The 21,445-nt window shown below is 43.1% G+C and carries 19 protein-coding genes and 1 riboswitch; of the genes, 9 read left to right on the top strand and 10 right to left on the bottom strand.

Translation table 11 applies throughout. The annotated features are described in order from the left end of the window. Positions 1–43: 43 nt before the first annotated feature. On the top strand, positions 44–2,896 hold the full coding sequence (carB, locus tag AB8P51_RS09165; RefSeq protein ID WP_369748528.1) for a carbamoyl-phosphate synthase large subunit: 2,853 nt from the start codon (positions 44–46) through the stop codon (positions 2,894–2,896). 31 nt (positions 2,897–2,927) lie between these two features. Here the strand turns inward: carB and AB8P51_RS09160 are convergent, their stop codons facing one another. Then, on the bottom strand, positions 2,928–3,431 hold the full coding sequence (locus AB8P51_RS09160) for a YceI family protein (RefSeq protein WP_369749146.1): 504 nt from the start codon (positions 3,429–3,431) through the stop codon (positions 2,928–2,930). Between the two features lie 44 nt (positions 3,432–3,475). Then, positions 3,476–3,844, bottom strand: coding sequence for a hypothetical protein (locus AB8P51_RS09155; RefSeq protein ID WP_369748527.1), 369 nt, complete (start codon positions 3,842–3,844; stop codon positions 3,476–3,478). Between the two features lie 206 nt (positions 3,845–4,050). Between AB8P51_RS09155 and AB8P51_RS09150 the strand changes: the two genes are divergently transcribed. Continuing rightward, on the top strand, positions 4,051–4,908 hold the full coding sequence (locus AB8P51_RS09150) for a DUF5777 family beta-barrel protein (RefSeq protein WP_369748526.1): 858 nt from the start codon (positions 4,051–4,053) through the stop codon (positions 4,906–4,908). Between the two features lie 10 nt (positions 4,909–4,918). On the opposite strand, the gene gndA is transcribed toward AB8P51_RS09150, so the two are convergent. After that, positions 4,919–6,331 carry an NADP-dependent phosphogluconate dehydrogenase gene (gene gndA, locus AB8P51_RS09145; RefSeq protein WP_369748525.1) on the bottom strand — a complete coding sequence of 471 codons (1,413 nt, stop codon included), beginning with the start codon at positions 6,329–6,331 and terminating at the stop codon, positions 4,919–4,921. Between the two features lie 177 nt (positions 6,332–6,508). On the opposite strand from gndA, the gene zwf reads away from it, so the two are divergent. Together zwf and pgl are read left to right on the top strand one after the other, a co-directional pair. Then, positions 6,509–8,041 (top strand): glucose-6-phosphate dehydrogenase, encoded by a 1,533-nt coding sequence (gene zwf / locus AB8P51_RS09140; protein WP_369748524.1) that lies wholly within the window; start codon positions 6,509–6,511, stop codon positions 8,039–8,041. A 5-nt stretch (positions 8,042–8,046) separates the two neighbouring features. Then, a complete protein-coding gene (gene pgl / locus AB8P51_RS09135; protein WP_369748523.1) occupies positions 8,047–8,778 on the top strand; it encodes a 6-phosphogluconolactonase in 732 nt (243 codons plus the stop codon). Here pgl and rmuC read toward each other — a convergent pair. The 4 genes from rmuC to AB8P51_RS09115 all read right to left on the bottom strand — a co-directional run bounded on the left by rmuC (position 8,762) and on the right by AB8P51_RS09115 (position 13,223). Continuing rightward, complete coding sequence (rmuC, locus tag AB8P51_RS09130; RefSeq protein WP_369748522.1) at positions 8,762–10,114, bottom strand: DNA recombination protein RmuC; 1,353 nt, start codon at positions 10,112–10,114, stop codon at positions 8,762–8,764. The genes pgl and rmuC overlap by 17 nt on opposite strands. 61 nt (positions 10,115–10,175) lie before the next feature. After that, a complete protein-coding gene (locus AB8P51_RS09125; RefSeq protein WP_369748521.1) occupies positions 10,176–10,958 on the bottom strand; it encodes an ABC transporter ATP-binding protein in 783 nt (260 codons plus the stop codon). 93 nt (positions 10,959–11,051) lie between these two features. Further along, positions 11,052–12,071: a FecCD family ABC transporter permease gene (locus AB8P51_RS09120; protein WP_369748520.1), complete on the bottom strand. Its 1,020-nt coding sequence runs from the start codon at positions 12,069–12,071 to the stop codon at positions 11,052–11,054. After that, positions 12,072–13,223 carry an ABC transporter substrate-binding protein gene (locus tag AB8P51_RS09115; protein WP_369748519.1) on the bottom strand — a complete coding sequence of 384 codons (1,152 nt, stop codon included), beginning with the start codon at positions 13,221–13,223 and terminating at the stop codon, positions 12,072–12,074. It abuts the gene before it with no gap. A 69-nt stretch (positions 13,224–13,292) separates the two neighbouring features. Further along, positions 13,293–13,503, top strand: a riboswitch (cobalamin riboswitch). Positions 13,504–13,571: 68 nt separating this feature from the next. On the opposite strand from AB8P51_RS09115, the gene AB8P51_RS09110 reads away from it, so the two are divergent. Further along, complete coding sequence (locus tag AB8P51_RS09110; protein ID WP_369748518.1) at positions 13,572–15,437, top strand: TonB-dependent receptor plug domain-containing protein; 1,866 nt, start codon at positions 13,572–13,574, stop codon at positions 15,435–15,437. Between the two features lie 24 nt (positions 15,438–15,461). Here AB8P51_RS09110 and AB8P51_RS09105 read toward each other — a convergent pair whose 3' ends face one another. Further along, positions 15,462–16,916 carry a S41 family peptidase gene (locus AB8P51_RS09105; protein WP_369748517.1) on the bottom strand — a complete coding sequence of 485 codons (1,455 nt, stop codon included), beginning with the start codon at positions 16,914–16,916 and terminating at the stop codon, positions 15,462–15,464. Positions 16,917–17,138: 222 nt separating this feature from the next. Here AB8P51_RS09105 and AB8P51_RS09100 point away from each other — a divergent pair, with 222 nt between their 5' ends. From AB8P51_RS09100 to AB8P51_RS09085, 4 genes are all read left to right on the top strand, one after another. After that, positions 17,139–17,648: an RNA polymerase sigma factor gene (locus AB8P51_RS09100; RefSeq protein WP_369749145.1), complete on the top strand. Its 510-nt coding sequence runs from the start codon at positions 17,139–17,141 to the stop codon at positions 17,646–17,648. Next, a complete protein-coding gene (locus AB8P51_RS09095) occupies positions 17,635–18,054 on the top strand; it encodes a hypothetical protein (protein ID WP_369748516.1) in 420 nt (139 codons plus the stop codon). Before AB8P51_RS09100 ends, AB8P51_RS09095 begins: the two co-directional genes overlap by 14 nt. 11 nt (positions 18,055–18,065) lie before the next feature. Then, positions 18,066–18,614, top strand: coding sequence for a DUF4252 domain-containing protein (locus AB8P51_RS09090; protein WP_369748515.1), 549 nt, complete (start codon positions 18,066–18,068; stop codon positions 18,612–18,614). 73 nt (positions 18,615–18,687) lie between these two features. Further along, on the top strand, positions 18,688–19,227 hold the full coding sequence (locus AB8P51_RS09085; protein ID WP_369748514.1) for a DUF4252 domain-containing protein: 540 nt from the start codon (positions 18,688–18,690) through the stop codon (positions 19,225–19,227). A gap of 67 nt (positions 19,228–19,294) precedes the next feature. Here the strand turns inward: AB8P51_RS09085 and purB are convergent, their stop codons facing one another. Then, positions 19,295–20,653 carry an adenylosuccinate lyase gene (gene purB / locus AB8P51_RS09080; RefSeq protein WP_369748513.1) on the bottom strand — a complete coding sequence of 453 codons (1,359 nt, stop codon included), beginning with the start codon at positions 20,651–20,653 and terminating at the stop codon, positions 19,295–19,297. 85 nt (positions 20,654–20,738) lie between these two features. Then, positions 20,739–21,425, bottom strand: a complete 687-nt coding sequence (locus AB8P51_RS09075; RefSeq protein ID WP_369748512.1) for an NAD-dependent deacylase — start codon at positions 21,423–21,425, stop codon at positions 20,739–20,741. Positions 21,426–21,445: the final 20 nt, after the last annotated feature.

Genomic DNA, 21,445 nt, shown 5'->3' with positions numbered 1-21,445 from the left:
TATGCTATTATCACCAATTTAAAATTCAAAGAATAACAGAATTATGCCAAAAAGAGAAGATCTAAAATCGATATTGATCATAGGTTCGGGCCCTATTATTATTGGACAGGCCTGCGAGTTTGATTATTCCGGATCACAGGCTTTGCGTTCCCTGCGGGAAGATGGGATTGAAACCGTCCTGATCAACAGCAACCCGGCCACCATTATGACCGATCCCACCATGGCTGACCATATCTATCTTCTCCCCCTGACCACTAAATCGATCATTGAGATCCTGAAAAAACATCCTAATATAGATGCCGTGCTTCCTACCATGGGTGGCCAAACCGCACTCAACCTTTGTATTGAAGCTGGTGATAAAGGGATTTGGGAAGACTTTAATGTTGAGATTATCGGGGTGGATATTGACGCCATCAATATCACAGAAGATCGGGAGAAATTCCGAAAACTCATGCTTGAGATAGGGGTCGGAATGGCACCACAGTCTACTGCCACCTCTTTCCTGAAAGGGAAGGAGATAGCTCAGGAGTTTGGATTCCCACTGGTGATCAGGGCTTCCTATACCCTTGGAGGTGCAGGAGCATCCATTGTATACAAGCCGGAAGATTTTGATGAATTGTTGAGCAGAGGCCTGGAAATTTCTCCTATCCATGAAGTGATGATTGATAAGGCTCTAATGGGGTGGAAGGAATACGAACTTGAATTACTACGGGATCAGAATGACAATGTGGTAATTATCTGTACCATTGAGAATATGGATCCGATGGGGATCCACACCGGAGATTCCATTACAGTAGCCCCAGCGATGACCCTTTCAGACCGCACCTTTCAGCGTATGAGAGATATGGCCATAAAAATGATGCGTAGTATCGGGGATTTTGCCGGAGGATGTAACGTACAATTTGCGGTAAGTCCGGACGAAAAAGAGGATATAATTGCCATTGAGATCAATCCGCGGGTATCGAGGTCTTCTGCACTTGCTTCAAAAGCCACCGGGTATCCCATAGCAAAGATCGCCGCTAAACTGGCCATTGGATATACCCTTGACGAATTAGAAAACCAGATCACAGAATCAACTTCAGCCCTGTTCGAACCCACCCTGGATTACGTGATCGTCAAGATCCCCAGGTGGAATTTTGACAAGTTTGAAGGATCAGACAGGACACTCGGACTCCAGATGAAATCGGTAGGGGAGGTCATGGGAATAGGCCGTTCCTTCCAGGAAGCGCTGCACAAGGCCACCCAGTCACTGGAGATCAAGCGTAACGGTCTGGGTGCTGACGGCAAAGGCTATACCAATTACGATCAGATTATTAGTAAACTCACCATCCCAAGCTGGGACCGGGTATTTGTCATCTACGATGCGATTCAACTGGGCATCCCCCTCAGCAGGATACACGAGATTACTAAAATTGATATGTGGTTCCTTAGGCAGTACGAAGAGCTGCATTTCCTTGAAATGGAAATCTCTAAATACACTGTGGAAAGTCTTCCCAAAGAATTGCTTCTGGAAGCAAAACAAAAGGGCTTCGCCGACAGGCAGATCGCCCATATGCTCGATTGCTATGAAAGTGAAGTCCATAAGAAACGAAGTAAGCTCGGGATAAACCGGGTATATAAATTAGTTGATACCTGTGCTGCCGAGTTTAAGGCAATGACGCCTTATTATTATTCCACCTTTGAGGAAGAGATTGAAACACCCGAAGGTAAGCGGTATGTAACTAACGATAGTGAAGTAACAGATAGGAAGAAAATTGTTGTGCTGGGATCAGGACCAAACCGGATCGGGCAGGGGATAGAATTCGATTATTGTTGTGTGCACGGCGTACTGGCTGCAGCAGAGTGTGGATATGAAACTATTATGATCAATTGTAACCCTGAAACGGTGTCGACCGACTTTGATACGGCTGATAAACTTTATTTTGAACCTGTTTTCTGGGAGCATATCTACGATATTATCCTTCACGAAAAACCGGAAGGAGTGATAGTACAGCTTGGAGGACAGACTGCCTTGAAGCTTGCCGAAAAACTCGACAAATACGGGATAAAAATTATGGGGACCAGTTTTAAATCCCTCGATCTTGCGGAGGATCGCGGAAGCTTTTCCCGACTTCTGAAAAAGAACAATATACCCTATCCACAATTTGGAGTAGCCGAGAGTGCCGATGAAGCCCTTGAGCTGGCCAAAGAACTGAATTTTCCCCTACTAGTTAGGCCATCTTACGTATTGGGAGGGCAGGGAATGAAGATTGTAATCAACAAAGAAGAGCTCGAGGCCCATGTGGTAGACCTGCTTCATAAGATTCCCAACAACAAATTGCTCTTAGATCATTATCTCGACGGGGCTATAGAAGCCGAGGCAGATGCGATCTGCGACGGGAAAGATGTTTATATCATTGGGATTATGGAGCATATAGAGCCTTGCGGGATCCACTCGGGGGACTCCAATGCTACTTTGCCTCCTTTTAATCTGGGGGAATTCGTGATGCAACAGATAAAGGATCATACCCGAAAGATCGCACTAGCGCTCAATACCGTGGGCCTGATCAATATCCAATTTGCGATCAAGGATGACATGGTGTATATCATTGAGGCCAATCCAAGAGCCTCAAGAACAGTTCCTTTTATTTCCAAGGCTTATGGGGAGCCCTATGTAAATTACGCTACCAAAGTCATGCTGGGAGAAAAGAAGCTGAAGGATTTTAAATTCAACCCTAAACTTGAAGGTTTCGCCATAAAGCAACCTGTATTTTCTTTTAATAAGTTCCCGAATGTAAATAAGAATTTAGGACCGGAAATGAAAAGTACAGGCGAGAGCATTCTCTTTATCGACAGTTTAAAGGACGATGAATTTTATGAGCTGTACACGCGGAGAAAGATGTACCTGAGCAAATAATGAGGGAGCAGTATCAGGATGAACTGGAATGTTATTCAGTTTCTTTTGTCTCCATTAACCGGGAAAGAACACGAACCCGTACTTCTTTTGCGACCTTTTTAAAAAGAATCCTTGGAACCTTTATTTTGTGGTCCTCTGTCTTTATGGTAAACTCAGTTTGAAGGACTAAAAAACTTCCTTCCCTGTTAATGATTAGTTCTGTATCAATGGGCCGTGTAACGCCATGAAGCGTAAGATCACCATTTAGAGCATAAGTTATGGGTTCTTCAGAAATGTCTTCAGGATTAAAATTGACTAGGTTTCCGGTCAGGTATGCTTTTGGGTATTTGTCAGATTCAATATAGTTTTCATTAAAGTGCTCCTGCATCAGTTTTCTTTTAAAATCAAATTCCTTGACTAAAAGCAAAACCGCTATCTCTCCTTCAGCAGTTAGGGCGAAATTTACCTTCCTGTTTACTGCATAAATATCTTCCATGGGCGTTGAAGCATCAAACTGTATCTCGCCCGTTTCGGTTCGAAAAGTAGTTTGTGCCATGCTCTGGCATCCCCAGGCTATAAGAAATATAAAGAGGTAATTTTTCATTCAGGAAATCCTTGATTGGCCCAGTCTGCAATTAACTGTCGTGCATTTTGAGGCATAAGCCCGTCCGGTGGCATAGGATTGGTAGTATTGTTAATCCTGGATAACAGGTTCCTGTTTTCTATTGCACTTTGCACGAGGCTTAGGGAGGTCAAAGACATAGGCGCGTTGTTAGTAGGTGGGTTTCCATGGCAAGATAAACAGTTTCCCTGAATTATTGGGCGAACATCATTTTGATAACTAAGTGTAGTCGCTTCAGGATCTTCATTATCGGGATCGTTCATAACCCCTTCGGAATTATCACTCTTCGAACATGCGAACACAAGAAAAACGAATGCAAACAGTAATCCAATTCCAGAAGTTTTCATAGGTTTAATATTAAATTACTAACTGATTATCAACAACTTATTGATAAGACGTCAAATATTGACTTAGGTTGCGTCCTTGTATTTTTTTAGAGTTTATCCGACAAAATGGGATATTATAATGAGGTAGGAAATGGGAAATAATTCGTAAGTTTAAGGAAAAAGGCCCCGTTACTTTTTAGCGAACGAGGTCATCAAAACGATTAGCCATGAAAAGAAAAAATTTAGTTGCCTGGATATTCCTGTTTCCGTTCTTGCTGTACTCACAAAGCGACCTGCTTTCATCCATTGATAAATCCGATACTACTGGTATTACCGAATCTGCTTTTAAAGGTTTAAAAATCGTCAACTTTGAGTCGACCAAGATGGTCAATGAAAAGGAGTTCTACTTTATAGTTTTTCATCGTTTTGGTAGCATAAAAACGGGCCTGGACGGATTTTTCGGTCTTGACTTTGCCAATACCCGCCTTCATTTTATCTATGGTTTTTCAGATGGTTTCAATCTTTCCATAGCCCGGAGTTCGTTTAATAAAACCTATGATATTTCAGGGAAATATCGCTTTATGCAGCAAAGTGATGACAATCCGGTTACCGTTGTAGGCTATAGCCAGATAGCATTTAATACGCTTTTAGACGAACCTGTATTGCAAAGAGAAGTTGATATGGGTGACCGTACTTCATTTACTCAGCAGATTCTCATCAGTAGAAAATTAAGCGACAAGGTTTCAGTACAGCTGATGCCTACCTATTTTTATGAAGGATATGTGGATTATGCTCCTCAGGATAATTCCCAGTTTGCACTGGGATTCGGTGGGCGTGTAAAACTTTCTCAGCGATTTAGTCTTAATATGGATTATGGATGGCATTTAAACCGGGCAGATGGTTCCCCCTTTGTAAATCCCTTGTCTATAGGGGTAGATATTGAAACCGGGGGACACGTTTTCCAATTGCATTTTACCAATGCCCAGCCCACTTTTGAAAGCGGTTTCCTGGGCAATGCCGTAGGCGACTGGGGTGATGGAGATATCTATTTCGGCTTTAATCTCAGCAGGGTGTTTAATTTCTGAGATTCATTTTTTATCCTTCCCATTCTGTATGAAACGTACCTGATTTATCAGTCCGTTCATAGGTATGTGAGCCAAAGTAATCGCGTTGTGCCTGTATAAGGTTGAGCGGCAGGCGTCCGGAAGTATAAGCATCAAAATATGTCAGTGAATTGGAAAGCCCGGGAAGTGGGATCCCATTCTCGGCTCCATAAGCCACCAAAGTTCGTACAGAGTCAATAGTTTGTTTGATCTCTTTTGAAAAAGAAGAATCGAGTAGCAGATTTGGCAAGTCGGGTTGCGATTGGTAAGCTTTGGTAATATCCGCCAGTAAACCTGCCCGGATGATACAACCTGCCCTCCAGATCTTAGCGATGGTACCCAGATCCAGATTGTATTCGTATTCTTTAGAGGCTTCAGATAATTGGTGCAGGCCCTGGGCATAGGTAATTATAAAAGAAAAGTACAAGGCTTCTTCTGCCATTTTGGTCAACTTCTTTTTTTCTATCAGAATAGGTTGCGGTCGGTCATAGACTTCGTCTGCTTTTACCCGGTCGTTTTTAAGCGCGGAAATTTCCCTCATACTTACCGCGATATCGATACTTGGGACCGGAATTCCCAGATCCATGGCATTTTGTGAAGTCCATTTCCCTGTTCCTTTTTGTTTGGCTTTGTCGAGGATCTTATCGATTAGTTTACCGTCGCCGTGCTCATCATCCTGCACCAGGATATCTGCTGTAATTTCTACCAGAAAAGATTGAAGTCGGCCCTTGTTCCACTGATCGAAAGCCTGATGCATTTCTTTATTCGACATTTCCCCGGCTTTGCCAAGCAGGTCGTAAATTTCTGAGGTAAGTTGCATCAAGCCGTATTCGATACCATTGTGCACCATTTTCACGTAGTTTCCGGCCGATTTAGGTCCGAGGTATGCTACGCAGGGTTCTCCCTGGTATTTCGCCGAAACCGCTTCAAAAATAGGTTTCACCTCCTTGTAGGCATCACGTGAGCCTCCCGGCATGATGCTGGGACCTTTGCGGGCTCCCTTTGCTCCCCCTGACACCCCTGCTCCAAAAAAATGGATTCCTTTTTCCCTGAGATACGCCTCTCTTCGATCTGTATCGGTAAAGAGGGAATTTCCCCCATCAATTATAAGATCTCCCTTATCTAAATGAGGAAGCAGTTTTTCAATTACCTGATCTACGATTTTCCCAGCCGGGACCAGGAGCATGATTTTTCTGGGAAGTTGCAAAGCCTTGAGGAAAGTTTCCTGATCTGTACTGGCATTTACTTTTTCCAGATCTCCTCCTTCCTTTTTCAGGGCATCAACTTTCTCAGCATCAAGGTCATATCCAAACGCTTTAAATCCATTGTCTGCGACATTCAGGATAAAGTTTCTCCCCATCACTCCGAGGCCAATCAAGCCAAAATCATATATGTGTTGATTCATTATTCTAGTTTATAAATTGCAAAACCACAGTCATTTATACCCACAAATTATGCATTGGTGGCGGAAAAATGCAGCTATATCGGGTGCTACAATCAAAAGTAATTGAAAATATTAACTTTTAGTGCGTACTTTGGGCATTTAAAGAAGTAGGCCGTTCCTTCTTAATTTTGATAGAAAATGGACAGAACTGAAAGTCAAATGTTAATCATTTTCGGGGCCTCCGGTGATCTTACCGCCCGGAAATTGATCCCCGCCTTGTACCATCTGCATTGTGGAGGGCACCTCCCAAAGAAATTTCTCGTTTTGGGGGTAAGCAGGTCTCCTTTATCTGACGATGATTTCAGAGACAGGGTGGCTTATAAAAGTAGCTATCTCAACGGGGGGGATAATGAAATTGATCCGGAGCAACTATCACATTTTGCCGATAAATTATTTTACCAAGACATAGGGAATTCCTATGAAGATTCTTATGAGTCTCTCGCTGAACGGATAAACTCCCTCAATTCAGAATTCAATACATCACATAATTTCATCTTCTATTTATCTACGCCTCCGAGTATTTATGAGATCATTGCCAAAAATCTTTCCGAACAGGGCCTAACACAGCAAAACAAAGGTTGGAAACGTATGATCGTGGAAAAGCCATTTGGGTATGATCTTGCTTCTGCCAGGGAATTGAATAATAGCCTTCATCAGTATTTTAATGAAGAGCAGATCTTCAGGATCGACCATTACCTGGGGAAAGAAACGGTACAGAATCTCCTGGTGACCCGGTTTGCTAATAGTATTTTTGAACCTCTGTGGAACAGGAATTACATTCAGCATGTGGAGATCACTAACGCCGAAAGTGTAGGGGTAGAGAAAAGAGGGGGATATTATGACAGTTCGGGCGCTTTACGCGATATGTTCCAGAATCATTTGTTGCAGATCGTTTCTTTGGTTGTGATGGAGCCTCCTATCGGGGCAAAGGCAGAGGAGATCAGAAATGAAAAAGTGAAGGCGCTAAAATCGATGAGGATATTATCAGACCACAAAAGTCTGAATGAAAATACTATCAGGGGCCAGTATTTGTCGGCGGATATCAACGGAGAGAAAGTAAAAGGCTATAGGGAGGAAGATGGGGTAAACCCCGATTCGACCACTGAGACCTATGTAGCCATTAAATTTTTTGTGGATAACTGGCGATGGAAAGACGTCCCTTTTTATGTCAGGACTGCCAAGCGGATGCCTACAAAGGTGACCGAAATTGTCATTCATTTTAAACCCCCTCACCATAAGATCTTTACCGATTCGGGGGTGTTCAACAAAGACAATAAGCTCATTATCAGAATACAACCCGACGAAGGCATCCTGATCAAATTTGGGGTAAAAGTACCCGGGCAGGGCTTTAAAGTAGAGCGGGCAAATCTGGATTTCTATTACGACAGCCTTGCTGAGACCAATCTAATGGCGGCCTACGAGAGATTGCTTCTCGATGCCATGCAGGGAGACGCTACCCTCTATGCACGTGCCGATGAGGTGGAAGCTGCATGGGAGTTTGTAGATCCCATCTTAAATTATTGGAAAACGGATAAAGAGGCTATGATTTACGGTTATTCTGCCGGTGTATGGGGCCCACAAAACGCCGATGATCTGTTGGAGGGTGACAACACATGGAGAAATCCTGGTTCAAATCTGGCAGATGACCCCGGATTCTGCGTAATAAAATAAGGCATATGAAACTTAATATTTACCCTACTAAAAATGAGGTAGCACTAGAATTTTGTGCCTTCCTTACTAAATGGCTAAAGGATAAAAAAAGCGTACATATTGCCCTGTCAGGGGGAAGTACTCCCAAAATCATTTTTGAAGAACTTTCTATTCCCGGTAAATACACCATTAACTGGAACGAAGTACATCTTTACTGGGGCGATGAGCGATGTGTTCCTCCTGACGATGATCAGAGTAACTATAAGATGACCAAAGATTTCCTGTTGGATAATATTGATATCCCCGGGGTTAACATCCATCGGATTCTCGGCGAAAACGATCCAAGGGAAGAAGCTCTGAGATACGGGGAAGAATTACAGCGTAAACTTCCTGTTCAGGATGGTATTCCAAAATTCGATATGGTCCTTCTCGGAATGGGGGAAGACGGCCATACGGCCTCTGTATTTCCCCATGAGATCCACTTGTGGGATTCAGATCAGAATTGTGAGCTGGCTGTTCATCCCGACTCTGGCCAGAAACGCATCACGATAACAGGAAGAATCATAAATCACAGTAAAAATGTCGTTTTTTTGGTTACCGGAGCCGGAAAGAAGGAAAAGGTTGTGGAAATTCTGGGCAAGAAAGGCCACTACAAACAATATCCGGCAGCACTGGTTAGTCCGCATGAGGGAAATCTGTACTGGTTTCTCGATGAGCAAGCCGCCTCGGGCATCAGGGAAATTAATTCAGGTTCATAGGGGAGGGCTCTTCATTAAAGTCGTCTTCTTCAGCCCTCTTTAATATAGAATCAGGCAGCGATTTTTTCGCTTTGGCGCCCATTTTTTTTAGTTTTTGTATACTGGTAATAATATTGCCTCTTCCTTCAACCAATTTGTTCATAGCCCCCCGGTATTCGTTTTTAGCCTCATCCATTTTCTTCCCCACTTTGGTAAGATCGGTCACAAATCCTTCAAATTTGTCATAGAGTGCTCCTGCCTGCCTCGCTATTTCTATGGCATTCCGCTGTTGTTTCTCGTTGTTCCACATAGTGTCTATGGTGCGCAGGGTAGCCAGTAAAGTGGAAGGGGTTACGATCACTATATTCTTGTCAAATGCATTGTTGTAGAGACTTGAGTCTTTGTTGATAGCTGAAGAAAACGCCGTTTCAATTGGCACGAACATCAGTACAAAGTCGGGACTTTCCATGTCGTACAGGTCCTCGTATTTCTTAGCTGATAATTGTTCTACGTGTTTCTTAAGTGAATTTATATGGTCTTTGAGATATTTCTCCTGGTCTTCTTCCTCCGCATTTACAAATCGTTCATAATCGGTTAATGAAACTTTGGAATCAATGACCATTTTTTTACTATCCGGCAGATTGATGACCACATCGGGGAGTACCCGACTGCCGTCTTTCCTGGTAAAACTTTGTTGTACTGTGTATTCCCTGTCTTTTTCCAGGCCGGATTTTTCCAGCACACGTTCCAGAACAAGCTCTCCCCAATTCCCCTGCATCTTACTATCACCTTTTAATGCTTTGGTAAGGTTTTCGGCTTCTTTTGTGATTTTGAGGTTCTGATTCTGCAGGTTGAGCAACTGTTCCCTCAGGGCAGAATGGATACTGATGTTTTCTTTCTGACTCTCCTCAACCTTCTTTTCAAACAACTGAATTTTTTCCTGCAGCGGATTCAGAATATGCTTTATGTTTTTCTGATTCTGTTCGGTAAATTTCAGACTTTTTTCATCCAGGATCTTATTGGCCAGATTCTCAAACTCCTTGGTAAATTTTTCCTGTAGTTGTTCTACCTCTTCTTTCTGCTCTCCCAGTTTTTGTCTCAGATTTTCCAGGTCGGCTTCGTTTCTCGTAATTTGCTGTGAAAGTCTGGTATTCTCTGTTCTCAGTTCTTCTGTGGCAGATCTCTCATTGTTAAGTCGAGTTTCCAATTCTTCCCGACTTCCTCTGAGTTGCCTTTCCCTTTCTTCCAAAGTGCTCTGGATCGACTTTCTTTTTAATCGTTCGATATAATTCCCGAGGAAAAACCCCAGAACTCCCACCAGAAGTGCAACAGCCACAATGGTAATCTCCGTACTCATCTCATCATCAATTTAAAGTAAAGATAGGGGTTCTGACTTAAAATTCTGCAGGGAAACACCCTCAGTTTTTGATCTTAAAAGTCCCGGTTCCCGGATCAAAATGAATAAGATCAGAAGGAAAGAGATTCTGAAAATTCTTATTTTCTATATGTTCACACGGAGGGCCGAAAAAATAAGCGGAAGAATCAAGGATCAACATCTTGTCGCAAAGCTGAATGGCAAGGTCGATCTCATGAGTGGTATAAATGACGGTTTTATCGAATTCACGGGCAATTTGTTTCATGGTCTTCAGAACCTGTATTTTGTGGTATAGGTCGAGATGCGTAGTGGGTTCATCGAGCATCATAATAGGTGTGTCCTGAGCCAGGGCCCTGGCGATAAGTACTTTCTGCAACTGGCCATCACTCAGCTCATAACACTTTCTTTGTTCAAGAGATTCAAGACCTATAGTCCGGATAGCATTGTGAATTGCTTTCTTATCGTTTTCGGTGAGACTCCCCAACCAATTGGTGTATGGTTGCCGGCCCAGGGCGATAAGCTCAGAAACTGTCAGATTTTTAGTTGCCAGGGGTTCGGTTAGAACAATACTAAGACTGGCAGCCAGCTGCTGAGTTGGAATCGACTCCATCCGCTGGCCATCAATTAATACTTCACCTGATAATTTTTCCTGAACTCCGGCCAGGGTTCTCAACAGGGTTGATTTACCAATCCCGTTAGCTCCCACAATAGCGACAAATTCCCCTTTCTTTAAAGAAAAATTCAAATTTAGCGCTACCTGTAATGGCTTCCCTTTTTTACCGGGGTAACCGATACTCAAATTTTGAATCTCGAGGGTTTTAGTCATTTCTAGGAATAGGATTTCAATTTAATTGATGGGATTTCAAAGTTAACTATTCTGTTATTATAAAATGTGGAATACCGCCGGGGTAGCTGATAGCTAAAAGATCATATTGCGTTTTCTCAACAACAACCATATCACTACAGGAGCACCGATAATGGAGGTGATTGCGTTGATAGGAAGAACATAAGAAGAGGAAGGAAGCTGGGCAATGGTGTCACAGATCAGCAGTAGAATTCCTCCATAGAGCATTACCCCGGGAATGAGAACCTTATGGTCTGTTGTATTCAATAGTTGCCGGGTGAGATGGGGAACGGCAAGGCCAATAAAAGCAATTGGACCTGCGAATGCAGTAACCGATCCGGCAAGGAGTCCGGTAGCGACAATGATAAGGTTACGCGACCTGCCAATCTTTACTCCAAGGCTACGGGCGTAATTTTCTCCCAGGAGAAGGGCGTTGAGCGATTTCACTGCTCCAAAACTGAGAAGCAACCCAATGCTTATGATGGAAGCCAGGATCAGGACCTGACTGTTGCTTAGGTTTCCTACAGTTCCAAAGGTCCAGAAGATATATTGCTGAAGTTCGTCTGCCCTCGCAAAATAGGACAAGACAGTAACTACTGCTGCTGTTATGCTTGCAAACATCAGTCCGATGATCAATAAGGCCATAGTATCTTTTACTTTCCTCGCGATAGCTACCACAATAAGAAGGACCAGAATACTTCCCAGGCTGGATGCAATGGAGAGTGATAAATCGTTTACCAGGGAATAGCCCATAGTGAATAGTCCGCCACCCATTATAAGTAAGGCCGCACCCAAACTGGCTCCGGAGCTGATACCCAGCACAAAAGGTCCGGCCAGGGGATTTCGGAAAAGCGTTTGCATCAGAAGGCCACTTAGGGAAAGGCCACTTCCCACAAGAATTGCGGTAAAAGCTTTGGGGATTCTGTAATCCCAGATAATATATCCATATGAATCATTGGTGTTTTCAACACCAAATAGTTCTTTGATGGTTGCAGAAAGGGGGATGTCGACAGAACCAAAGCTGATGTTAATGCCAAAACACAGGACTAACAAAACGGTCAGTAGGGAAAACTGATATGGAATCTTCTTATTCAATTATTGTAAGGGCTTGAAAAAGTACAGGTCATGGTTGGGTAACACTTCCGGGTGAAAGATATGAATAAGGTCTTTTAAGATCAAATCGGGACGGTTGGGGCCCAGCTCAAAAAAGGTGAGTCCGCCTGTTTCCCCTTTACTCAGGGCATATGTAAAGATTTTTTGTTTTCTGAAGGGATTAAACTGCCGATAATGACGATTGGCCTGCTCCATTTCCTCGTAGGTTGTGAATTGGGAAGGAGAGATCCATAAATCGGCTTCCGAAGCCTTTGATAAAACACTTTCAAGGCTTAAGGACAGACTTCCTACTTCTTCAGTGTCTTCCCAGAGGTAGCTGCCATTTGCATCACGGATAAACTGTGCTGCCCAGCTTTTCCCTCCAGGGACATACCAGACATCCTTGTACAGGGCCCCACTCATTACAGTTGGTGTATTACCTGCTTTAAGCGCAAGGTCTCTGGCCTGTAGGTAAGCTTCTGAAATAGAATCAAAAAGAGCATTCGCCTTTCCTTCCAACTGGAAAAAAGGTGCAAAAAACTTAATCCATTCTGCCTTTCCCAAAGGGGTTTGTTCTGTCCAATCTCCATTGTAAGCAACAGGGATCCCAGCCCTTTCCAGGGTTTCATAGGCTCTGTTTTCCGAGGAAATACTAAAACCAACTACGAGATCGGGCTGAAGTTGAAGTGTCATTTCAGTATTAATCGTCTCATTATTCCCCAGGTTGACCACTGCCCCTTCTGAAATTCTGTTTCTTGTAAATTCTGAAGAAATGTAGTCTGTTCCGGGAAAGCCTATTAGTTTGTTAGCCACCCCCAGTGCTTCAAGGGCGGGGATATGCGTCGTTGAGGTCACGACGATTCGATCTACAGGAACCGGCACAACGGCATCGTATTTCTCGTAATCGATGGAGATGGAAGAAAGGCTGTCCCTGTTTACCAGGGCATAGGTAAAGGGTTTGGAGGCATTGGGCCAGGGCTGAAGTACCTTTAGCACAGTAATCCCGTCATCTGTTCTTTGCAATTGAAACCCTCTGGCAAAATGAACCGGAGAAAAGGTGTTTTCAGAAGGCGTATTATCACTCTGACCAGCATCGGGGGATTTCCCCCTGCAACCTAGCAGGCATAATAGTAACAGACATAGATAGATTCTCATAGATAGTATATCATCTGCCTCAAAAGTAAGCTTTAAAGTCCTTTGCCAAAAGGATTGGAGAATTTGATTATCTTCACCGCGAATTTAGGTGATCAGCCATCAAAGGCTGGTATTAAAAGGGAATCCGGTGTGAATCCGGAACTGTACCCGCAACTGTAAGCTTAGTAGCTCCACAAAAGGGAACTATGTTTAACCTCTCTTCAATTACCACTGTCCTCAGGATGGGAAGGTTGAGGTTAAAACGCAAGTCAGGAGACCTGCCAGATTCGAAAAACGATGTATAACTTTCGGGATAAAAGTTTTCGTATGTTACCTCATACGCGATTCCGACTATAGGAAGAGAACAAATTGAAAAAATATTTTTGGAGTACCGTTATTCTAATGAGTATCGGACTGGCCGGTTGGGCCCAGGAAACAACTTCGGACACCTTAAAAATAAGGGAACTGGAGGAGGTAGTCGTCAGCGACACCCGATTCCCCATTAGGAGGGAAAATTCAGGTAAGACTGTAATCAGAATTGGTCCTGAAGAACTTGGCCGAAATCAGGGAAGATCATTGCCTGAACTAATCAATACTAAAAGCGGGATTGAGATTTCGGGAAGCAGGGGCAGGGCTGGTGAGATCCTTGGAACTTTTGTCCGTGGGGGCAGGGGCCGGCAAGTAATTGTCTTGATAGACGGGATAAGAGTCTCGGATCCATCTTCATTTTCGCAAGAATTTGATCTCCGACTTCTTCCTCTCTCGAACATAGCCTCGGTGGAAATCATCAAAGGCGCTTCCAGTACTCTATATGGAGCAAACGCCGCAACCGCTGTAATCAATATCAGAACAAAAGAGGCTCCGGTGAGGGGAATCTCAGCTAATTTTCAATCATCTGTGGGTAGCAATCAGTCTGTTACTGATCAGAAATATCAGTTAAATGCATTTGAAAATTCTGCCAGGATTGCCGGTACTTCAGGGAGATGGGACTATTCCCTTGGATTTGGACAAAGATATATGGACGGGCTTTCCTCCATTATTACTGAGTCTAACGAACCCGACCCGTTTTCTGCCATTAATCTGGATGTAAAACTAGGTTTTAGAATCAGTGACAAATTAAAAACAAGGTTCTATGCCAGTGAGGCCAAAGTGAAAACTTCTTATGATGAATCATTTGGACTTATGGACGCCCCCTATGAATTTCAAAGCACGCAACATCGCTTAGGTGCCAATACCGTCTATGCGTATAAGTCGGGTTCAACCCACATAAATCTGGCCTATGCTACCTACGAATCCGAAAATATCAGTGCCTTTCCGGGAATATTTAAAGGGCAAAATGTTATAGGGGACTTATTTAATAAATATCAATTCGGAAATTTCAGGACGATCGCCGGGATCAATTACAATCTGGAGCGGACAGAGTTTGAAGAGAAGAAAGATTTTAATTTCACCGATCCTTATCTTTCTCTGGTATACCTAAGTAAACATGGGTTTCAACTTGCCACCGGTGGCAGATTAAATCTCCATTCGGAATACGGCTCACAATTCGTTTACAATATCAACCCAAGTTTTACCTTCAAAAAAGAGCAAGGGTACATAAAATTGATGGGTAGCTACGCTACAGCCTATATCACCCCTTCACTGACGCAGCTTTTCGGTCAATTTGGAGCAAATCCCGATCTAAGACCTGAATCTAACCAGACGCTGGAATTGGGACTGGAATACGCCTCCTCCCAAAATCTGAGGTTGAGTTCTGTATTTTTTACCCGACGGGAAGAGGACTTTGTATTTTTTGATAATTCGGCTTTCCTGTATGGCAATGCGACTAACACCATCAATGCCACGGGCCTTGAGATGGAAGTAAACTGGAAGCCGGTTGAAAATCTGTCTTTCGAAGCGAATTATACGTTTACTGAACGCAAAGGAGATGCCGCGATAAGAATTCCAAAACACAAATTTTTTGCCGGCCTCGGGCTACGATTCTCCGAGGCCCTGTATTTTTCTCTGAATTACGCCTATACCGGAACAAGGTCTGATACCGATTTCAATACATTTGAAGAAGTAGCACTTGAGCCTTTTAGTCTTATCGGATTGTATTCGAGCTATTCACTACTACCCGAAAAGCTGACAGTCTTTGTCAGAGGGGATAACTTGTTGAATGAATCATATACCGAGGTTATCGGATTTAATACAAGGGGAAGAAATATCCACCTGGGCTTTTCCCTGGATTTATAAAGGCACTGAAGAATACAACGGGATTTATTTTTGTTCTATCCCGGAAGGTACACCTCCGATCATCACATCACTGAGGGGGTCAAATGTATACGAATCAGCAAAGGCCCTAGCAGGCATTCTGACTGTAAAATCTCGTTTTCCTGATACTCCGGTAATATCTTCTATGGCACGTGCAAGCAACGGTTCATTGATGTCTCCGAGGGCACCGAGATTGAGTATGTCTTCTTCAAGTTCTATTTCCGGAACGAGTCCTGACGTAAAATCAGAAAATCCAACTGAGTTCTCATACCGGCCGCAAAGTAGCTGAATGGCCCAGGAATTATTGGGGTTGATAAAAGATTCCCTGGCCGGATCATAGGTATAGGGAAAATTATTGCCGGGATCATCGACCATGGTAAGCGAGAATTCATTTTTCCCGGTGGTGGTGGTACCTACCTGAATAACATCCATATAAGGATCGAGACCATTGATCAATAATTCACTGGCGGATGCAGATCTCTCGGTTGTAAGCACGTAAATCCTGCTCAAGCCCAATGAATTAATGGCTTCCCCTCCTTCTATCTGATTAATAAAATTTTCCTCCAGGGAAGACGTACTGAAACCGGCTTGTCGTTTTGGATTCCAACGTTGTTTTACAAAAAGCTCATTGGTATTTGTGCCATAGATCATACTTGCCAGGGCTACAGCAGATGAAACCCTGCCTCCTGGATTATATCTGAGGTCAAGAACCAGTTCGGTGATTCCCTGAGCCTGTAATTGGCCAAAAGCGGCATTGAGTTCGTCTTCAAAACCATCTGTAAACCTCCTGTAAAATATATAACCGATTTTAGTACCATTAACGTCTAACGTATTGGTAATGTAGACTGGGTTTTCCTGAAAATTTTCTTCTTTTGTAAGCATTACCTCCAGGCCGTTTGGGGTAAATTCATCATTGACATAATCGGCCATGGAAAGCGTATAAGTATCATTCTCCCCGAAAAGCAAGTCTATATAATTGTTTGTATCCAGACGTTGTCCATCGACTTCGGTAAAATAATTACCTCTGAAAATCTGCTTGGATGCCGCATCTGAATCCGGAATTACATATCTTACATATCCCACGAGCAAATCACCTTCCAGCAATATCAGCCCGAAATTAAGCCCGTTGTTTTTTGTGATTCCAGAAAGTATTCTAGTGAACTCTTCATAGTCAGGACTATAGAAGGTAAATCGATCTTCTGTAAAACGCAGTTGATTGTCAAAAAAATCACCGGCATCCGCATCAGACTCCAAAAAGGCTGTATACTCCTCATCGCTGGCAAAGCGGTCATCTGCCAGGTTGGGTACGTCATCCTGCCAGAAATACCAATAATTAGATGCTTTCCACATAAAATCCTGGGCTGCTAGATCCTCAGGTGGAGAAAAGGTGTTATCATCGTCCTTGCTGCATCCAATGAACAATAAAACTGTCCACAGGAGTAAGATTAAATTCTTTTTCATTTTCTTTTTTTTAAGCAATACTTATTCCAACACGGTTTGTACCTAAGGCATTTTCTTACCTTAGGGGATTTCCGGCCTTATCATGTGTAGGGAAGGTTACTCGCAGCTAAAATAAAGAGATATTGGCGAAGAAAAAAAGAATTGTAACAAAATTCGATATAGGTCGTCTAGCTATTGTAACACGGCAGGAAAATGCTCAATACAACAACCGATCAACCCATAATGACACAAAGTGAGTTTTTAAATGTGGTAATGCCCTTTAAAGACAAGCTATACAGGCTTGCTAAGAGGTTACTAGTGTCCTCGGAGGAGGCTGAAGATGCAACTCAGGAGATACTGTTGAAATTGTGGTCAAAGAAAAAGAGGATTGGAACCTATCGCAATGTAGAGGCTTTTGCTATGACGATGACCAAGAATTTTTGTCTTGACCGGCTGAAATCGAAACAATCGGCGAATCTGAAACTGGTACACAGTAATTATGCCGACAATAGTAGCTCATTGCAGAATGAGGTGGAAACACACGACAGTGTGGAATGGGTGGGTAAGATCATGGAGACATTGCCCGATCAGCAGAAAATGGTGCTGCAGCTGAGGGACATAGAAGCCTATAGTTATCAAGAAATATCTGAAATGCTGGATATGAAACCGACAGCAGTGAGAGTAGCCTTATCCAGAGCACGTAAGGCCGTAAGAGAAAAATTAGTAGAAAAACACAGCTATGGAATTAGTTAGAATAGAAAAGTTAATAGAGAAGTATTTCGAGGCCCGAACCACGGAGGCCGAGGAGCTTGAATTAAGGGAGTTTTTTACCGGAGATGGCGTAGAGCCACATCTGGAACAATATCGACCGATGTTCACTTACTTCTCAAATGCCAAACAGGAGCGATATACGCAGCAGGTTCCATTAAAACCTAGAAGAAACGTATATAAGTGGATTTCCGTTGCAGCGGTAGTCGTTTTAGTAGCTGGCATATTTTTTGGAAGGCAGTATCAGGAGCAAAAAGAAGCTGAATACGCCTATCTCCAGACTAAAAAGGCCCTTGGGTTACTGGCTTCAAATCTGGACCGTGGCACACAAAAAGTAGCCTATTTGCATGAATTTGAAGAAACAAAAGAAAAAATTTACAAAAACAATTAAAAAACAACAGAATGAAAAAGTATGTCTTAATAATCGCTTTAGCCTTATTACCCTTTACAGGCTTCTCACAGTCGATCTTTGATAAATTTGAGGATATGGACGAGGTGAGTTCGGTAATCGTCAACAAAAACATGTTTGATCTCCTGGTAAAAATGGATGTCAACGTGGATGAACCCGAAGCCAGGGAGGCCATGGAGATTGCAAAAAGTCTGAATGGCTTAAAGGTCTTTGTTACCGAAAACAAGGGGATATCTGCTGATATGAAGTCTACGGTAGACCGCTATCTAAAAAATGCCTCTCTTGAAGAACTCATGAGGGTAAAGGACAAAGACGCCAATGTAAAGTTCTATATCCGCAAGGGGAAGGACGAGGATCACGTAAGTGAACTCCTGATGTTCGTCACCGGTATAAAAAATGCCGATGTTGAAATTAACGACCGCAAGATCGAAACGGTATTACTCACCCTCACTGGAGATATTGATCTTACGAAAATCGGGGCGTTAACCAAGAAAATGAATCTCCCTAAGGAGTTGAATCAGATTGAGAAACAAAAAAAATAACCGAGTGAGTAAAGCTGCGGGCCTGCTGATAGAGCGGGTCTGCATCTTTGTTCCTTAAAGAAGCAAAAGCACGATGAAAAAATTATATGCAATCCTTCCGATTATTGGACTGTTCCTGTTATTGGGTTGTTCTTCAACTCAGAGCCTGCAGGAGTATTACGTAGACAGTGCAGAGAATCCTAATTTTATTTCTCTTGACCTGCCTGCGAGTATTTTAAACCTCGATGAAGTGGAACTTTCAGAAGAACAACGCAACGCAGTGGAATCCTTGAGGAAACTGAATATCCTGGCTTTTAGAAAGACAGCTTCGAATGCAGCGGAATATGAAGTGGAAAAGGGGAAGGTAAATGCCATCATGAAAAATTCAGAGTTTAAAGAATTGATGAAGCTGAACTCTTCCTATGGGAAAGGATTTGTGAAATATCTGGGGGAAGATGATGCCATTGATGAAGTAATCATATATGGAAACAGTAACGAGAAGGGGTTTGCCCTGGTTCGTGTTTTGGGGAATGATATGAATCCGGCCCATCTGGTTCAATTAATGCAGGCTATCCAGAAATCTGATTACAAGGGAGAAGGACTTGGAGAAATAGGTGAATTTCTAAAAGGCTAAGATACTCTTGTAAAAATTTTGCAAACCTGGCTGCAAACGCAGCCAGGTTTTTCTTTTAAGGGAGGGCCTAAATTCCAGTATAATTCCCCGGGTTGATTTCCCGGAGTTCCGTTTTTATCTCTTTAGATACATCGAGGGTATCAATAAATCTGGCGATAGATTCGGCCGTTATGGCCTCGTTGGTCCTTGTAAGCCCTTTCAGTGCTTCATAGGGGTTGGGATAGCCTTCGCGTCTCAGGATCGTCTGAATGGCCTCTGCCACCACTGCCCAGTTGTTTTCCAGGTCTGATTCAATCTTCTCTGCATTGAGCAACAGTTTTCCAAACCCTTTTAAGGTGGATTGCATTGCGATCAGCGTATGCGCAAGAGGAACGCCGATATTCCTCAAAACTGTACTATCTGTTAAATCACGTTGTAGCCTTGAAACCGGTAATTTGGAAGAGAGATGTTCAAAAATTGCATTTGCCAGGCCTAAATTCCCCTCCGCATTTTCAAAGTCGATCGGATTTACCTTATGCGGCATAGCCGATGAGCCTACTTCCCCTTCTTTGATCTTCTGCTTAAAGTAATCCATGGAAATATATGTCCAGAGGTCCCTGTTGAGGTCGATCAGAATCGTGTTGATCCGTTTCAGACAATCGAACAAAGAAGCCATATGATCATAATGTTCTATCTGAGTGGTGGGAAAAGAATGGTGGAGGCCTAATTCTCCTTCAACAAAAGATTTTCCAAAGGCTCTCCAGTCTGTACCCGGATAAGCTACCTTATGTGCGTTGAAATTGCCGGTAGCACCACCGAATTTACTGGCGTGTGGAATCATCTCCAGAAACTTTAATTGCTCCCTTAGACGTGTCGCGAATACTTCAAATTCTTTTCCAAGTCGGGTAGGAGAAGCTGCCTGTCCATGGGTTCGGGCCAGCATAGGAACTCTTGCCCATTCCTGTGCTTTGTGCTCAATTGCCTCGAGAAGTTTGCTGCATTGGGGCATATACACTTCTTTCACTGCTTCCTTCAGCGATAAGGGAATTGCCGTATTGTTGATGTCCTGTGAGGTCAGCCCAAAATGGATAAATTCCTTGTATTCAGATAAACCCAGGGAATCGAATTTTGATTTAATAAAATATTCGACCGCCTTCACATCGTGATTTGTGGTGCGTTCTATCTCTTTGATCTCAAGAGCATCCGCTGTTTTAAAGGAGCTGTAAATTTCTCTGAGTTCTTCGTATTTTGAGAAAGCTAAAGATTGCAATTGTGGCAGGGGAATTCGGCAAAGGGCGATAAAATATTCTATTTCAACGCGCACTCGGTATTTCATCAGGGCTTCCTCTGAAAAATATGAAATCAGGGGGAGTACTTTATTTTTATAACGTCCGTCAACCGGGGAAATCGCTTGTATTTCTGTAGAGATATCAGTGTTTGAGCTCATAGGTAAAGGAAAGGGCAAAGATAGCCATAAGTTTTTAGTTTTTAGTGGGGTTGATTGGGTATCAGACCAAGGAATTGCCTGAAATTTATTGCAAGAGTGCAGAGACTAGTTCAGGGACTCCTTCTGAGGCTTTTTGGGCAATCAAATTAAGATTGAGTTCACCTGAATCTGTCAGGGATGGTCTGGGATCTACAAAGTAGATGGGTATACCCGCTCTGGCATAATACATCAATGAGGCTGCAGGATACACCTGGAGGGAAGTCCCAACGATGATGAGGATCTCGGCCTGAGAAGTGAGTTCTGCTGCATGGGGAAGGAGAGGTACCTCTTCCCCGAACCAGACAATATGGGGCCTAAGCTGATTTCCCAATTCACAGCAATCTCCGAGATTAAGGTCTTCTCTCCAATTGTATACAGTGTAAGGAGGGGCTGTGCTCCTCGCTTTAAACAATTCTCCATGCAGATGGAGTACATTTTGACTACCAGCCCTTTCGTGCAGATCGTCTACATTTTGAGTAATAATCTGTACTTCAAATTTTTCCTCCAGTTCTACAAGTGCTTTATGCCCGTCATTTGGCTGAACCTCAAGTAATTGCCGCCTTCTTTCATTATAAAATTCTAAAACCAGTTCGGGGTGTTCCCTGAACCCCTGTGGGGAGGCAACTTCCATTACATCGTGGCCTTCCCAGAGTCCGTCTGCATCCCTAAATGTCTTTAGGCCACTATCTGCACTCATCCCTGCCCCTGTAAGCACAGCCACCTTTTTCTTCATCTCTGCTCTTTTATCTAAAG

It is taken from the genome of Muriicola sp. SD30 (assembly GCF_041205185.1).
Classification (GTDB): Bacteria; Bacteroidota; Bacteroidia; order Flavobacteriales; family Flavobacteriaceae; genus Muriicola.
The sequence above is the reverse complement of the archived record's forward strand: the minus strand, read 5'-3'. Positions and strand labels throughout refer to the sequence as shown.